Raw genomic sequence first — 15,700 nt, 5'->3', positions numbered from 1 at the left:
ATGCTGCTGGAGATCAAGGACCTGACCCGCGAGTTCATTCGTCGCGGCGTACCGTTCGCGGCGGTCGACCACGTGAACCTGTCCATGGACGCGGGCGAATTCATTGCCATCGTCGGCCGTTCCGGTAACGGCAAAAGCACATTGCTCAACATGGTGTCGGGACTGTTGCGTCCCACATCGGGTGCGGTGACGATCGACGGGCAGTCCGTCGCCGATCTTGACGACAAGGCGCTGTCCCGACTGCGCAACCGTACCATCGGTTTCGTCACGCAGAGTCAGACGCTGTTGCCCAACCTGACCGCGTTGGACAACGTGATTCTGCCGGCCCTGTTCTTCCCGGACGACTCCGATGGACAGGCCGCTGGCGGGCCTGTCGAATCCGAGAACGAGAACGCCGGCGTCAAATCGGCGGAGCCGGCCGAGACTCCAGCCGACGACCCGGATATGCCTGACGTCATAGCACCGGTACGCGTTTCCGAACCGACGGCCGCCAGGCCCGACGCGCTGTCGACGCGCGCCCATGCATTGCTTGCCGACCTGCAGGTCGATGACCTCGCCGACAGCTATCCCAAGGAGCTGTCCGGCGGCGAGATGCGTCGCGTGTCCATCGCCCGGGCGTTGATGAATCGCCCCAAGCTGCTGATCGCCGACGAGCCGACCGGAGACCTTGACGCGGAGAGCACGCTCATCGTCATGCGACTCCTGCGCTCGCTTGCCGACCACGGCACGGCCGTGCTGATGGTCACCCATGATGCGGATGCCCTGCCTTACGCCGACCGTGTGCTCACGCTGGACGCCGGACGACTCGCCGACAGACCATCCCGGTGACAAAGTCCGACCGTTACCGTATACTTCTATTTTTGGTGTCTGCCATCAGGCGGAAACCTATCTGGAGCCTTAGCCCATCAATGGGTCGGTGGCTGCAATCATGTTGCGGTCATTCGTGCCATGGCACGGTGAAGCATTGGAGAGGCCGGCTCAGCGTGCGGCGCATGCCGCGCGTTCCGTTCAGATAACGACAGAAACAAAGGATGAACATTCATGACTAACGTTCAGCGCTCCCGCCGTCAGGTGCGTCTTTCCCGCGCCCTCGGCATCGCTCTGACCCCCAAGGCCCAGCGCATCTTCGAGAAGCGTCCGTACGCCCCCGGCGAGCACGGCCGCACCCGTCGCCGCACCGAGTCCGATTACGCCGTTCGTCTGCGCGAGAAGCAGCGTCTGCGCGCCCAGTACGGCATCTCCGAGAAGCAGCTGCGCGCCGCTTACGAGAAGGGTACCCACGAGGCCGGCCAGACCGGTAACGCCATGCTGCAGGACCTCGAGTCCCGCCTCGACGCCCTCGTGCTGCGTGCCGGCTTCGCCCGCACCACCGCTCAGGCCCGTCAGTTCGTCGTGCACGGCCACATCATGGTCGACGGCAACAAGGTGGATCGTCCGAGCTACAAGGTTCGCCCCGGCCAGACCATTCAGGTCCGTCCGAAGAGCCAGACCATGGAGCCCTTCCAGGCTGCCGCCGAAGGCGTGCACCGTGACGTGCTGCCGGCCGTCCCGGGCTACCTGGACGTCGACCTCGCCTCGCTGAAGGCCACCCTGACCCGCAAGCCCCTCGCCGAGGAGATCCCGGTTCAGGTGAACATCCAGTACGTGGTCGAGTTCTACGCTCGCTGATCCTGGTTCAGTTCAGCATTTCGCCCTGCGCGCCCTCGTGGCCGCAGGGCTTTTCCATATCCGAACATCGTCGTTCGGAGCGTCGCCGACTTCGAGGCAGCCTGCCATCAGGGACGAATCGGGGAACAATCAGGGCAAACCCCGATGGCGCCCTCGCCCATGCGCGCCCATAATGAAACCATACGGATAATCAACACGCACAATAAGGTGGCATTGCAATCATGAGACTGCTCGGCAACATTCTATGGCTGATCCTCGGCGGACTTTTCCTCGCGCTGGGCTGGGCCATCATCGGCATCATCCTCTGCATCACGATCATCGGTATCCCGCTGGGCATCCAGGCATTCAAGATGGCCCAACTCACGCTCACGCCGTTCGGCAAGCATGTGGACTACGGGGGAGGATTCGGCTCCCTGCTGCTCAACATCATCTGGATCGTCATCGCGGGACTGTGGATGGCCATCGGCTACGTCATTGCCGGACTGGCCAACTGCATCACGATCATCGGCATCCCCTTCGGCATCCAGTCCTTCAAAATGGCCAAGCTCGCCCTCATGCCGTTCGGTGCCGTAATCCGCTGAGTTTCGAACACGTCAGCCGATGCGGTACCGGTCGCCGCGTTGGGTGAGGAACAGGCCCGCGCGTTGCAATTTACGAGCGAGCGAACGCATGGCGGTAGCCATGACGTCGCGTTGTTCGAAGAACCCGTTGCCGCACACCCCTTCCAGCAGCTCGTCGAACGACAGATAATCGCCGTCGGCTCGAACCAGCATCTCCAAAGCCGCGTACTCACGGGGCGAAAGGGGCAACGGGCGTCCCAGATCCCCGTAGAACGCCCGTCTGGCATCGGTGTCCAATGTCAGATCGCCGCGGGTCAGGATCGTTGCGTCTTCGGAGTCATTGACATACGACAGACGGCGAACATGGGCAAGCAGCTCCGAATCAGAGAACGGTTTGCGCAGCTCGTCGTCGATCTGCGACAGCATCCCGGCCTCGGCGGCATCCGCATGCGTGTCATCGGCATGAGCATCGCCGTCCGCCGTGGTCAGACGGGGCGTTCGCAGATACAGCATTCTGGCCTGCATCATTCGTGCGGCGAGTCGGTCCAGATCCTCTCGATCGGCATGTCGCGGAAAAGCGTCGTCCATGATGATCAGTTCCGCGGAGAACGCATCGGCGGGCGTGTCATCGTCGTCGTCCGAAGGAATCGTCTCGACGACATGCCCCGCTGACTCCAACGTCGCGCGTACCGCATTGCGCAACGCAGTGTTGAGTGTTGCCAGCAGAATCCTCATCGTACCTCCCTGCCGGTGTTCATTGACTATGTCCAGCATATGATAGGAACGATACGACGATTACCGTCACGAACACGGCATGGAATGGATGGAACACGATGATTACCGAAGTGGTGATGGTGCGACACGGACGTACCTGCTTCAATCTCGAACGTCGACTGCAGGGGCAGATCGACGTTCCGCTCGACATCGTCGGCCAGTGGCAGGCGGACCAGACCGGATTCGAACTCGCGCGCAGATACTACTGGGCCAAGGTCAGCCGTATCGCCGATCATCCCGAAACCCTGCCTCAGCCCGGACCTCAGGCGGCGCGGCCGAGCAGCACCGAGGAATATCGCAAGGCGCCGGCGGCGCGCAGAACGTTGAGGATCGTGTCGTCCGACCTGTTCCGCGCCCAGCAGACCGCCCATGCGTTCGCCGACATCCTCGGTCTGCCGATCGAACTGGACGAACGCATGCGCGAACGTGCATTCGGACGATGGGAAGGGATGACCCGCCCGGAGATGCGTGCGATGGACGCCGAAGCCTATGCGTCGTGGAAGGCGCACACCGGCGGCGAGACCAGATACGGCGTGGAGACGCGCACTCACGTCGGTCGGCGTGGCGCAGACGCGGTCATCGACATCGTCGGGCGTTCCCGCGGCGAGGAACGGGAGACCACGCTGGTCATCGTGGGTCACGGATCGTGGATCGTGGCCACCATCGAAACACTGGTCGGCATGGATCCCGACAATCTGAGCAATCTTGGCTCCATGCGTAATGCCTTCTGGTCACGACTCACCCCAGTGTTCGTCGGAGACGGCACACTGCGTTGGACACTCGATGAGTTCAATTCCGGTCCGGCCATCGCCGGACTGATGGACTGGGAGAACGGGCCCGAAGAACTGCGCAACGACGATATGCCCCGTTGGAAGCCCATCGCGGGCTGAGCGTGGGATAATCAGAGCTATGACGTTTCATCTGCATCTGGTCCGTCACGGACAGACCTATTTCAACCGGTACAACCGTCTGCAGGGCTGGTCGAACTCGCCGCTGACCGAATCCGGCATCGCCGACGCCGAAAAGGCCGGTCACAAGCTGGAAGGCATCGACTTCGCGGCAGCCTACTGCTCCGACACCACCCGCGCCGAACTGACCGCTCGCTCCATCCTCGATATCAACGAGAAAGCAGGTCATCAGCGTCCCGAACTGACCGTGGACATGCACTTCCGTGAGCAGTTCTACGGCTACTACGAAGGCCTCGACATGGCCATGGCATGGTATGCGGCCGGAGCGCCCCACGGCGTCAAGACCTACAACGCCATCGTGGAGAAATACGGACTCGGCGCCACCAAGGACTTCCTCAAGGAGGCCGACCCGTTCCATGACGCCGAAAGCGAAACCGAATACTGGAAGCGTGTGGAGGGCGGCTTCGACATCATCGCCGCCAACCCCGTGCTCCGGGACGGCGACGACGTGCTCGTGATCTCCCACGGCAATACGCTGCTCAGCCTGATGCACCGGTTCGCGCCCGCCGGCTACGATCTGAGCGAGCGCCCGGCGAACGGCAGCGTCACCGTGCTCGACTTCGATCCGTCCAGGCCGTTGGACGACGGAGGCATCACGATCGTCTCCTATAATCAGTGAGCCGATCGCGAACCATTCGCGGCGAATATGACGGGACTGTTCGCCGTAGGTGATAGCCTTTGGATTTGTATTGCGTCCGGGACGCGAGAAGTTGTCAAGGAAACGAGGTATTCGGCAATGGATATCGGTCAGATCGCCGGCCTGATCGCGGCCATCGCGTTCGCCATTCTGGCGGGGTTCATGATCTACCCGCTGATTCGTCTGGGCAAGCTGTTCGATCAGATCGCACAGACCGTCAAAGACACCGGAGACCATGCACTTCCCGCCCTTGACGAAGGCGTGACCACCGTGCAGAAGGTCAACCGTTCCCTCGAGGATGTGAACACCATCTCCGACGCGGCTCAGCGCTCCGCCACGAACGTCGGTGCGCTGACCGATCTGTATGGGTCGTTCCTCGGCAAGCCGGTGATCAAGGCCGCCTCCGCACTGTGGGCCCTCAAAGCCACCGCGCAGGACTTCCTTAACCGTCGTGCGGCCGGCCGCCATGCCGAGCCTTCGCCGCTGTCCGACGCATCCAAGGGGGAGTAGCATGTTCAAACGCATCTTCTGGGTTTCGCTCGGCGTGGGCATCGGCATCATGGCCGTCACCAAGGCGCAGGCCTACGTGAAGGCCCATACGCCCGAGCCGGCCAGACAGTTCGTGTTCGGTCCCGATGAGGAGCAGCCGCCCATCACCCTGCAGACGGTGCAGGCTCTGTTCGACGACTTCCAGCAGCATCGCCGGGATCGTGAGGAGCAGCTCAACCGCGAGTTCATCGAACGGACCGCACGCTAGCCGATCGCGGACCAGTCCGCCGCGATCATGATCAGTAATTTTTCGCGGGCCGATCGCCGTGCCCGCAAGCCAATCAATTAAAGGAGTCGCACGTCCATGCGCACATCGGAAATCGCCAAGCGATATCTGGATTACTTCTCGAAGCATGACCACCTGGTCGTTCCTTCGGCATCCCTGATCTCGCCGAACCCGACCACGCTGTTCACCATCGCCGGCATGGTGCCGTTCATCCCCTACCTGCTCGGTGAGCAGACGCCGCCTCGCAAGCGCATGGCCAGCAACCAGAAGTGCGTGCGTACGCTTGACATCGACGAGGTCGGTAAGACCACCCGCCACGGCACCTTCTTCCAGATGCTGGGCAACTTCTCCTTCGGCGACTACTTCAAGGAGGAGGCCATCCACTTCGCATGGGAGCTGCTGACCACCCCGCAGAGCGAGGGCGGCTACGGCTTCGATCCGGAGAAGCTGTGGGTCACCACCTACACCGATGACGAGGAGGCCCGCTCCATCTGGAAGAACGAGGGCTTCGATCCCGAGCACATGCAGATCTTCGGCATGGAGGACAACTTCTGGACCACCGGCGGCCCCGGCCCCGGCGGCCCCTGCTCCGAGATCTACGTTGATCGCGGTCCCCAGTACGGCAAGGACGGTGGCCCCGCCGCCGACGAGACCCGATTCATCGAGATCTGGGATCTCGTGTTCGAGAACTACGAGGTCGACAACGTCAAGTCCAAGACCGACCTGCACATCGTGGGCGAGCTGGAGAACAAGAACATCGATACCGGCGCCGGCCTCGAGCGCCTTGCCTACCTGATGCAGGGCAAGGAGAACATCTACGAGACCGACGAGGTCTACCCGGTCATTGAGGAGGCCGAACGCCTCTCCGGACTGAAGTACGGCGAGAACGCCGACGCCGACGTGCGCTTCCGCGTGGTGGCCGACCATGTGCGCTCCGCTCTGATGATCATGAGCGACGGCGTGCGTCCGAGCAACGTGGGCCGCGGCTACGTGCTGCGTCGCCTGCTGCGCCGCACCGTGCGCTCCATGCGCATGCTGGGCGTCACCGATGAGGTCATGCCGCACCTGCTGCCCGTCTCCAAGAACGCCATGGCCCCCAGCTACCCGGAGCTTGAGACCACGTTCCACGAGGTCTCCGAATCCGCGTACGCCGAGGAGGACGCCTTCCGCCGCACGCTCGACAACGGCACGTCCATCCTCGACGTGGCCGTCAAGAAGGCCAAGAAGGAAGGCACCGATCCGGTGGTGTCCGGCAAGGACGCCTTCACCCTGCACGACACCTACGGCTTCCCGATCGAGCTCACGCTCGAGATGGCCGCCGAACAGGGCGTGAAGGTGGACGAGGCCAAGTTCCGCGAGCTCATGAACGAGCAGAAGTCCCGTGCCCGCGCCGACGCGCTGAAGAAGCGTCACAACGTGGATCTGTCCGTGTACGACGACTTCAAGAAGACGCTCGAGGCCCCGCTCGAGTTCCTTGGCTACACCGAGTACTCCAGCCGTTCCAACGTGCTGGGCATCATCCAGGAGGGCAAGGGCTCCGTGGCTGCGGTCAGCGCCCCCGCCACCATCGAGGTCATCCTCGACCGCACCCCGTTCTACGCCGAGGCCGGCGGTCAGCTCGCCGATCAGGGTGAGATCCTCACCGACGACGGTGCCGTGCTCGAGGTCGACGACGTGCAGCACCCGATCAAGGGCCTGACCGTGCACCAGTGCCGTCTGACCGAAGGCACGCTGGTCCGCGGCGCCAAGGTCACCGCCACCATCGATCAGGATCGTCGTGGAGCCATCGCCCGTTCCCACACCGCCACGCACATGGTGCACAAGGCGCTGCGCGAGGAGCTCGGTCCGCAGGCCACTCAGCGCGGTTCCGAGGACGCCCCGAACCGTCTCCGCTTCGACTTCCAGTGGGGCAAGGCCCCGAGCAAGGACGTCATGAACGCGGTCGAGGCCCGTGTGAACGATCGTCTGCGCGACAACCTCGCCGTGACCACGCAGGAGATGAAGTTCGACGACGCCATCGCCCTCGGCGCCATGCACCTGTTCGGTGAGAAGTACGGCGACATCGTGCGCGTGGTCTCCATCGGCGAGGACGGCTGGAGCCGCGAGCTGTGCGGTGGCACCCACGTCGACCATGTCGGCAAGATCGGTGCCGTGTCCATCATGTCCGAGGCCTCCGTCGGCACTGGCGTGCGTCGTGTGGACGCCGTCGTCGGTCAGGGCGCCTACGACTTCCACGCACGTGAGCACGCGCTGGTCTCCCAGCTGTCCGACAAGCTCAACGCCCGTCCGGACGAACTGGCCGATCGCGTCAACGCTCTGCTTGCCAAGCTCAAGGAATCCGACCGTCGTCTGGCTGCCATGTACGAGAGCAACCTCGCCGCCCAGGTGCCGCAGATCCTCGAGAGCGCCAAGGACTCCTCCGAGGACGTGGCCGTGGCCGTGAAGAACGTCGGTCACTTCGGTTCCGTCGATGCCCTGCGCAAGTCCGTCATGGACATCCGCGGTCGCTTCGGCGAATCCAAGCCGCTGGTGGTGGCCCTTGCCGGTGAAGGCGAGAACGGCAATCCGGTGATCATCGTGGCCACCAACGAGGCGGCCCGCGGCACCGGCATCAAGGCCGGCGATCTGGTCCGTACCGCGTCCAAGACGCTCGGCGGTGGCGGTGGCGGCAAGCCCGACTTCGCCCAGGGCGGCGGTCAGGACGCCACCAAGATCGATGAGGCCCTTTCGTCCCTGAAGGCCCAGGTGCTCAAGCACTGATCAACGGGACGGAGCATTCCATGTCATATTGGTTGGGCGTGGATCTCGGTAACGCTCGGGTCGGACTCGCGAAGTCCGACCCGGAGCTTACCTTCGCGCACCCCATCGGCAACGTGCAGGTATGGGGAGACGATTATTTTCATGCGCTTGACGATGTCCTCGACGTCATCGAGGACGAGCGCATCACTCATGTGGTTGTAGGCCATCCGTTGCAGTTGGATGGCACCGAAGGCAAAAGCGCCAAGAAGGCTCGACGCTGGGCCAAGGCCCTAGAACGCCGTCTCGATGAGGATGGCATCGCCGCCACGGTAGAATTGCTGGATGAACGGTTGACGACGGTCGACGCGCACCGTCAGCTTCGCGAGGCCGGGCTCAAGACCCGGGATCACCGGCCGAGCATAGACCAGCAGTCCGCCGTGGTGCTGCTGCAGGAGGCTTTGGACAGGAACGCACGCGAACGCACGGATACAGCGGTTATGGAGGTTTGATGGCCGACGATATGCAGGACTTTTTCGCTGAAAAGGCCGAATGGGTTGGCGGGGACGGTGAGCCCGAGCCCGCTCCCGGCACGCCTCCGCGTCCTCCGCGCTCTCGCAAGGAGATGCAGAAGTATCGGCGCAAGCAGCAGCGAGCCCGGCAGGTCAAGGTCATCATCGCAGTGGTCTTCGTCGTTCTGGTCGGCCTGTGCGGCTGGATGTTGTTCTCCAAGCTGGGATCCGTTCGCAACGCTGTGCAGGTCACGCGTACCGAGGCGGCGGACTATCCCGGTCCCGGCAGTGGCGATGTGGAGTTCACCGTCGAAAATGGGCAGAACAGCGTGCAGATCGGCGACAATCTGGAAAAGAAGGGCATCGTCAAGTCCAGCGCGGCGTTCCAGCAGGCGGTCAAGAACGCCGGACTCGAGAACCAACTCCAGCCGGGCGTGTTCGAGCTGAAGTATCGCATGAAGGCCGACGCCGTGGCGAAGGTGCTCACCGATTCCAGCAACGCCAAGGGCTTCCTCGTGGTCAATCCGGGGGAGCGGCTCAGTGCCGTGCTGGATCAGGCAGCGAGCCTTTCCGGCATCGACCGTTCGGAGTTCCAGGCCATCGTCGATAACAAGGGCGACGGCATCCTTCCCGCGGAGGCCGGCGGCAGCTTCGAAGGATGGTTGGAACCGGGCAACTACAACGTCAAGGAGCAGAAGTCGGCCGGGGACATCATGAAGATGATGGTCGACAAGCGCATCGCCAAGCTCGATCAGCTGGGCGTGCCCACCGGCGACGACCGGGAGCGCATCCTCAAGATCGCATCCATCGCCGAGGGCGAGGTGAACAAGTCCGACTACTACGGCAAGGTGACGCGGGTGATCGAGAACCGCCTCGCCAAGGACATGCCGCTCGGCATGGATTCCGTGATCGCCTACGGCAACAACGTGGAGCCTCGTGCACTGACCAAGGCGATGCTCAACGACACCAGCAACCCCTACAACTCCCGCTCCCAGAAGGGTCTGCCGCCCACGCCCATCAACCAGCCGGGCGACAATGCCATCAAGGCGGCGATGAACCCCGAGGAGGGCGATTGGCTCTACTTCGTGACCGTCAACCTCGACACGGGCGAGACGAAGTTCACCGCCGACGAGAACGAGTTCCAGCAGTTCTCCAAGGAATACGAGGACTGGGAGGCTTCGAACTGACGAATCGATCGGCTGGTGCGTGCCGAAATCAGAGCGCGCGCGCCAGCACCACGATCACCGCGGCCAGCACGATCGCCGGGGCGAAGGGAATTGAATCCCCGCCCCGGCGTTTTTGTACTCCCAGCATGACCAGTCCCAGCAGGCCCATCAGCATCCACCAGACCAGCACCGCCTCCACACCGAACCAGCCCACGGCGATCCCCATCATCAGCGTGCACGTCACATCGCCGAACCCCAGCGTGCCGGGGCGGACCATCGCCAGCAGCAGCTGCACGGCGGCGCATGCCAGCGCAAGCACGAGACTCATGATCAACGACGACCATCGTCCCACCGTCGCGCACCATGCAGCCATGCATATCACCTGCGTCAGCGATCCGGCGGCGATCACCGCACGGGGCACCCGACGTGTCCGTATATCGGTACACGTCACCACAAATCCGGCCACTGCTGTAGGAATGAAAAGGTACGTCATTACTCGTAAGATATACCGAGGTTGAACGACAAGCGTTCGACCGGGAACACACGTTGATAAAGGAGCGGGAGATGTTGCGCTGGCAGACGGCTGGGGAATCACATGGCGAGGCGTTGGTGGCCATGATCGAGGGATTGCCGTCCGGCGTGGCCGTCACATCCCAGGACATCAAGGACGCGCTGGCGCGTCGACGTCTGGGATACGGACGCGGCGCCCGCATGAAGTTCGAAGAGGACAAGGTACGCATGCTCACCGGCGTGCGTCACGGTTCCACGCTGGGTTCCCCGATCGCCATCGAGATCGCCAACACCGAATGGCCCAAGTGGACCGAGGTCATGAGCGCCGACCCGCTTGACCACGACATCCCCCGCGAGGGCCGCAACGCCCCGCTGAGCCGTCCGCGTCCCGGCCATGCCGATCTCACCGGCATGCGCAAGTACGGTTTTGATGACGCCCGCCCCGTGCTGGAACGCTCCAGCGCCCGAGAAACCGCATCCCGTGTGGCTCTGGGCGCCGTGGCCGCCAAGTTCCTTGAGCAGACGCTGGGTATTCGTACCGTCTCCCATGTCATCTCCATCGGAGGTGCCGGCGTCGACGAGAACGCCCCGCTGCCCACTCCCGATGATGTGGCCGCCCTCGATGCGTCCCCGGTGCGTACGCTCGACAAGGACGGTGAGGCCCGTATGAAGGCCCGCATCGACGAGATCAAGCAGAGCGGCGACACCGTCGGCGGCGTGATCGAAGTGCTGGCCTACGGCGTTCCCGCCGGTCTGGGCACCTACGTGGAGTCCGATCGTCGTCTCGATGCCGCTCTGGCCGGTGCTGTTATGGGCATCCAGGCGATCAAGGGCGTGGAGATCGGTGACGGCTTCCTCGAGGCAGTCCGTCCCGGATCCCAGGCCCATGACGAGATCGTGACCGACGAGAACGGTCGCATCACTCGTCTGTCCAACCGCGCCGGCGGTATCGAGGGCGGCATGTCGAACGGCCAGCCGATTCGCGTACGCGCCGCCATGAAGCCGATCCCGTCGATTCCGCGCGCGCTGCGCACCGTGGACGTGCTGACCGGCGAGGCCGCCCAGGCCATCAACCAGCGTTCCGACACTACGGCCGTGCCCGCGGCATCCGTGGTGGCTGAGGCCATGGTCCGTCTGACGCTCGCACGTTTCGTGCTGGAGAAGTTCGGTGGCGATTCGGTGGCTGAGATCCGTCGTAACGCCGAGTCCTACCTGGCGTCCTGGCCCGAGCACATGCGGTAGGGGAGAGCTTCGATCATGACGTTGATCCCCAAGGCCGTGCTCATCGGCATGCCGGGAGCGGGCAAGACCCGCATCGGCCAGGATGTGGCCGAACTGCTGAACGTGCCGTTCGTCGACTCCGATGTGGAGATCGAGGAACGCGAGGGCGTGAAGATCCCACAGATCTTCGAGACCCGAGGCGAGGCGGAATTCCGCCGCATCGAGGCGGATACGATACTCGAACATCTGCATGACTTCGAAGGCGTGCTGTCGCTGGGCGGCGGAGCGCCGATGACCGACCGGGTCTACGCCGCCCTGGAATCCTACATCGGGGAGGGCGGCACCGTCGCCTATCTCGATGCGGATCCCAACGAGGCCATCGCCCGCGCATCCCGTTCCGGCAACAGGCCGCTGCTAGTCGACGGCGCCGCCAAGAAATGGCGCAAACTGTATTCACAGCGTCGTCCGGTATTCGAACGACTGGCGAATTGCATCGTTCACACGAAAGGAAAGAATCCCATGCAGGCGGCACAGAACATCGCCGATTCCGCGAACGAACGCGTGGTGCACGTTACGGGTGCCGACCCCTACGACGTGCGGATCGGCTCGCATGTGGGCAGCCATCTGGCCGAAGTGTTGGGCGACAAGCCGGTGCGTATCGCACTGATCCACACCACTCCCGTCCAGAGGCACTCCGACCGTGCCCGCACGCTGCTGCGTCGTGCCGGATACGAGGTGTCCGATATCACCATTCCCGATGCCGAGGCCGGCAAGACCATCGAGGTGGCCAACGGCATCTGGAAGCGTCTGGGTGAGGAGGGCTTCACCCGTTCCGACGCCGTGGTGGGCCTCGGCGGTGGCGCGGCCACCGATCTGGCCGGCTTCGTCGCCGCCACCTGGATGCGTGGCATCCGCTACGTGAACTGCCCGACCTCGCTGCTGGCCATGGTCGACGCGTCCACCGGCGGCAAGACCGGCATCAACACCGAGGCGGGCAAGAATCTGGTCGGATCGTTCTATACGCCGGCCGGCGTGCTCGCCGATCTGACCACGCTCGCCACGCTGCCGAACGACATCTTCGTCGAAGGCCTGGGAGAGGTGGCCAAGTCCGGCTTCATCATGGACACCGAGATCCTGCGCATCCTCGAGGAGAACGCCGATGCGCTGCGTATCTTCGATCCCGAACATGTGTCCGACGAGCTCGAGCATGTGATCGCCGAACTCATCGAGCGTACGGTGCGTGTCAAGGCGCATCACGTCTCCTCCGATCTCAAGGAGAAGGGACTGCGTGAGTTCCTCAACTACGGTCACACCATGGGGCACGCCATCGAGAAGCTGGAACACTTCCGCTGGCGTCACGGCAACGCCGTGGCCGTCGGCATGGTCTACGCCGCCGAACTTGCCCATCTGCTCGGCTACATCGACCAGGATCTGGTGGACTACCATCGTTCGCTGCTGTCCTCGCTCGGCCTGCCGACCTCGTGGAACGGCGGCAGCTTCGAGGACGTGCTCGCGCTCATGCACCGCGACAAGAAGGCCCGCGGCAATATGCTGCGCTTCGTGGTGCTCGACCGCCCCGGACACGTCGTCCATCTGGACAACCCGCCGGCCGACGCCGTCGAGGAAGCCTTCCGCCGCATTCAGCAGTAAAGGAGCCCATCATGACCAAAGTCATCGTTGTCAACGGACCTAATCTCGGCCGCCTCGGCGTGCGCCAGCCGGACGTCTACGGCCGGCAGGATCTTGAGGAGCTTCGTCGCCTGTGCACCGAGTGGGGTGCGGAACTCGGTCTCGACGTGGAGGTGCGTCAGACCGACGACGAGGCCGAGATGGTCCGTTGGATGCACCAGGCCGCCGACGAGAAGACCCCGGTGGTGATGAACCCCGCCGCGTTTACCCACTACTCGTACGCGCTGTCCGACGCCGCGCACATGGTCGGCGACGCCGGACTGCCCCTCATGGAGGTGCACATCTCCAACCCGTCCGCCCGCGACGAATTCCGCAAGCGCTCCGTGATCAGCCCCGTGGCCACCGGCACCATCACCGGCATGGGCTTCTTCGGCTACAAGCTCGCCCTCGAGGCCGTGGCGCACATCGTCAACGGCTGAGCGCCGTACACATTCGCACATTCGATTTGTGTACAGACGTATCGCATGTCGTGCCGGTGCGCGCATCTGTCGTGTCGTCGCTAGTGTGATCACACCAACGGCGACACGACGACTTTCGTTCCACGGGATGGGACGATCCACTGGGACGACTGCGAACACGCCGCGTCTCATGGCGATGATAAAGTGAAATTCCATGGTTAGAAGAAAACATGGCATCGCGCAAGAGCACATCACCAAGCACATTTTCGTCACCGGCGGAGTTGTGTCGTCGCTCGGCAAGGGACTCACGGCATCGTCCCTCGGCCGACTCCTCCGTAGTCGTGGCATCCATGTGCTTCAGCAGAAGCTCGACCCCTACATCAACGTTGATCCGGGTACCATGAACCCGTTCCAGCACGGCGAGGTCTATGTGACCGAGGACGGCGCCGAGACGGATCTCGACATCGGCCACTACGAGCGCTTCCTCGACGTGTTCCTCTCCCAGAAGGCCAACGTCACCACCGGTCAGGTGTACCAGGAGGTGTTGCGCAAGGAGCGCGCCGGCGAGTACCTTGGCCAGTGCGTCCAGGTCATTCCCCACATCACCAACGAGATCAAGTCGCGTATGCGTGCCCAGGCGTCCGATGACGTCGACGTGATCATCACCGAGATCGGCGGCACCGTCGGCGACATCGAAAGCCAACCGTTCCTGGAGGCCGCCCGCGAGGTGCGTCGCGACATCGGCTCCGACAACTGCATGTTCGTGCACGTGTCCCTCGTGCCGTACATCGCCGCCGCCCACGAGCTCAAGACCAAGCCCACTCAGCATTCCGTGATGATGCTGCGTCAGCTCGGCATCGCCCCCGACGCCCTGGTGCTGCGTTCCGACCGTCCGCTGTCCCAGTCCATCAAGGACAAGATCAGCCTCATGTGCGACGTGGACGAGGAAGGCGTGGTCAACTGCGTGGACGCCCCGAGCATCTACGACGTGCCGAAGACCCTGTTCAACGAGGGCCTCGACGCCTACGTGGTACGTGAGCTCGGCCTGCCGTTCCACGACGTGAACTGGGCCGAGTGGTCCGACCTGCTCGACCGCGTGCACCACCCCAAGCACGAGGTGAACGTGGCCATCGTGGGCAAGTACATCGACCTGCCCGACGCCTACCTGTCCGTCACCGAGGCCATCAAGGCCGGCGGCTTCGCCAACTGGGCCAAGGTCAACGTCGAATGGGTCGCGGCCGACGAGTGCGAGACCGAGGAAGGCGCCGCCAAGGCGCTGGCCGACGTGGACGGCATCGTGATCCCCGGCGGCTTCGGCATCCGCGGCATCGACGGCAAGATCGGCGCCCTCAAGTACGCCCGTGAGAACCGTCTGCCCGCTCTGGGCCTGTGCCTGGGCCTGCAGTCCATGGTCATCGAATACGCCCGCCACGTCCTCGGCCTCGAGGACGCCAACTCTTCCGAGTTCGAGCCGGATTGCGCCAACCCGGTCATCGCCACCATGGAGGAGCAGAAGGACATCGTCGCCGGCAAGGGTGACATGGGCCACACCATGCGACTGGGCAGCTACCCGGCCGTGCTGGAGGAGGGCTCCCTCGCCGCGCAGCTGTACGGTACCACGCACGTCACCGAGCGTCACCGCCACCGCTACGAGGTGAACGTGGCCTATAAGGATCGTCTGCGCGAGGCCGGTCTGCGCATCTCCGGCCAGAGCCCTGATGGCGAGCTCACCGAGTTTGTGGAACTGCCGCAGGACGTGCACCCGTTCTACATCGCCACGCAGGCCCATCCGGAGTTCAAGTCCCGCCCGACCAAGCCGCACCCGCTGTTCGCCGGTCTGGTCAAGGCTGCGCTTGATCATCAGGCCACTCACTGATCGGGATTCGTCGATCAATCCATGATCTAACCGATTGATTCGACGACCACCGATGAGACGTGAAGCCCGCCGTGCATTACGCGTACGGCGGGCTTCATCGTATTCTGCGTCCGGCGGACACATTGTCTTTGTAATCTTTCTCACGTTTGCCGATGGATAATTCACGGAACGCCGATTAGTGTTGTTCGTGATGTTCTGTTAGATTTGCTA

The 15,700-nt window shown here is 63.4% G+C and carries 16 protein-coding genes; 14 read left to right on the top strand and 2 right to left on the bottom strand.

Features of this window, described 5'->3' with window-relative positions; genetic code table 11:
* The 3 genes from Tam10B_RS00680 (at nt 1) to Tam10B_RS00670 (ending at nt 2,249) form a co-directional block, all read left to right on the top strand.
* Nucleotides 1-828 carry an ABC transporter ATP-binding protein gene (locus Tam10B_RS00680; RefSeq protein WP_093959358.1) on the top strand — a complete coding sequence of 276 codons (828 nt, stop codon included), beginning with the start codon at nt 1-3 and terminating at the stop codon, nt 826-828.
* Nucleotides 829-1,041: 213 nt separating this feature from the next.
* Entirely contained in the window at nt 1,042-1,668 is a 627-nt protein-coding gene (gene rpsD, locus Tam10B_RS00675; RefSeq protein WP_093959357.1) for a 30S ribosomal protein S4, read from the top strand.
* A 221-nt stretch (nt 1,669-1,889) separates the two neighbouring features.
* Nucleotides 1,890-2,249, top strand: a complete 360-nt coding sequence (locus Tam10B_RS00670) for a YccF domain-containing protein (protein WP_093959356.1) — start codon at nt 1,890-1,892, stop codon at nt 2,247-2,249.
* 12 nt (nt 2,250-2,261) lie between these two features.
* On the opposite strand, the gene Tam10B_RS00665 is transcribed toward Tam10B_RS00670, so the two are convergent.
* Complete coding sequence (locus Tam10B_RS00665) at nt 2,262-2,963, bottom strand: response regulator transcription factor (RefSeq protein WP_158214079.1); 702 nt, start codon at nt 2,961-2,963, stop codon at nt 2,262-2,264.
* Nucleotides 2,964-3,061: 98 nt separating this feature from the next.
* On the opposite strand from Tam10B_RS00665, the gene Tam10B_RS00660 reads away from it, so the two are divergent.
* The 7 genes from Tam10B_RS00660 to mltG all read left to right on the top strand — a co-directional run bounded on the left by Tam10B_RS00660 (nt 3,062) and on the right by mltG (nt 9,817).
* Complete coding sequence (locus tag Tam10B_RS00660) at nt 3,062-3,892, top strand: histidine phosphatase family protein (protein WP_093959354.1); 831 nt, start codon at nt 3,062-3,064, stop codon at nt 3,890-3,892.
* 19 nt (nt 3,893-3,911) lie between these two features.
* Nucleotides 3,912-4,589 (top strand): histidine phosphatase family protein, encoded by a 678-nt coding sequence (locus Tam10B_RS00655; protein WP_093959353.1) that lies wholly within the window; start codon nt 3,912-3,914, stop codon nt 4,587-4,589.
* A gap of 117 nt (nt 4,590-4,706) precedes the next feature.
* Nucleotides 4,707-5,117, top strand: a complete 411-nt coding sequence (locus tag Tam10B_RS00650; protein ID WP_093959352.1) for a DUF948 domain-containing protein — start codon at nt 4,707-4,709, stop codon at nt 5,115-5,117.
* A 1-nt stretch (nt 5,118) separates the two neighbouring features.
* A complete protein-coding gene (locus Tam10B_RS00645; RefSeq protein ID WP_093959351.1) occupies nt 5,119-5,364 on the top strand; it encodes a hypothetical protein in 246 nt (81 codons plus the stop codon).
* 96 nt (nt 5,365-5,460) lie between these two features.
* The gene (gene alaS / locus Tam10B_RS00640) at nt 5,461-8,142 is read left to right on the top strand and encodes an alanine--tRNA ligase (protein WP_093959350.1); all 2,682 of its coding nucleotides are present in this window, start codon (nt 5,461-5,463) and stop codon (nt 8,140-8,142) included.
* A gap of 20 nt (nt 8,143-8,162) precedes the next feature.
* A complete protein-coding gene (gene ruvX / locus Tam10B_RS00635; RefSeq protein ID WP_093959349.1) occupies nt 8,163-8,630 on the top strand; it encodes a Holliday junction resolvase RuvX in 468 nt (155 codons plus the stop codon).
* A complete protein-coding gene (gene mltG, locus Tam10B_RS00630; protein WP_093959348.1) occupies nt 8,630-9,817 on the top strand; it encodes an endolytic transglycosylase MltG in 1,188 nt (395 codons plus the stop codon). Before ruvX ends, mltG begins: the two co-directional genes overlap by 1 nt.
* Before the next feature lie 28 nt (nt 9,818-9,845).
* On the opposite strand, the gene Tam10B_RS00625 is transcribed toward mltG, so the two are convergent.
* On the bottom strand, nt 9,846-10,289 hold the full coding sequence (locus tag Tam10B_RS00625; protein ID WP_093959347.1) for a prepilin peptidase: 444 nt from the start codon (nt 10,287-10,289) through the stop codon (nt 9,846-9,848).
* Between the two features lie 71 nt (nt 10,290-10,360).
* Here Tam10B_RS00625 and aroC point away from each other — a divergent pair, with 71 nt between their 5' ends.
* From aroC to Tam10B_RS00605, 4 genes are all read left to right on the top strand, one after another.
* Complete coding sequence (gene aroC, locus Tam10B_RS00620) at nt 10,361-11,548, top strand: chorismate synthase (RefSeq protein WP_093959346.1); 1,188 nt, start codon at nt 10,361-10,363, stop codon at nt 11,546-11,548.
* 15 nt (nt 11,549-11,563) lie between these two features.
* Complete coding sequence (locus Tam10B_RS00615) at nt 11,564-13,177, top strand: bifunctional shikimate kinase/3-dehydroquinate synthase (protein WP_093959345.1); 1,614 nt, start codon at nt 11,564-11,566, stop codon at nt 13,175-13,177.
* A gap of 11 nt (nt 13,178-13,188) precedes the next feature.
* On the top strand, nt 13,189-13,635 hold the full coding sequence (aroQ, locus tag Tam10B_RS00610) for a type II 3-dehydroquinate dehydratase (RefSeq protein WP_093959344.1): 447 nt from the start codon (nt 13,189-13,191) through the stop codon (nt 13,633-13,635).
* Between the two features lie 193 nt (nt 13,636-13,828).
* Complete coding sequence (locus tag Tam10B_RS00605) at nt 13,829-15,490, top strand: CTP synthase (RefSeq protein WP_093959343.1); 1,662 nt, start codon at nt 13,829-13,831, stop codon at nt 15,488-15,490.
* Nucleotides 15,491-15,700 lie beyond the last annotated feature (210 nt).

This window comes from Bifidobacterium vansinderenii (assembly GCF_002234915.1).
Classification (GTDB): domain Bacteria; phylum Actinomycetota; class Actinomycetes; order Actinomycetales; family Bifidobacteriaceae; genus Galliscardovia; species Galliscardovia vansinderenii.
This window is presented reverse-complemented; position numbering and strand designations above follow the sequence as displayed.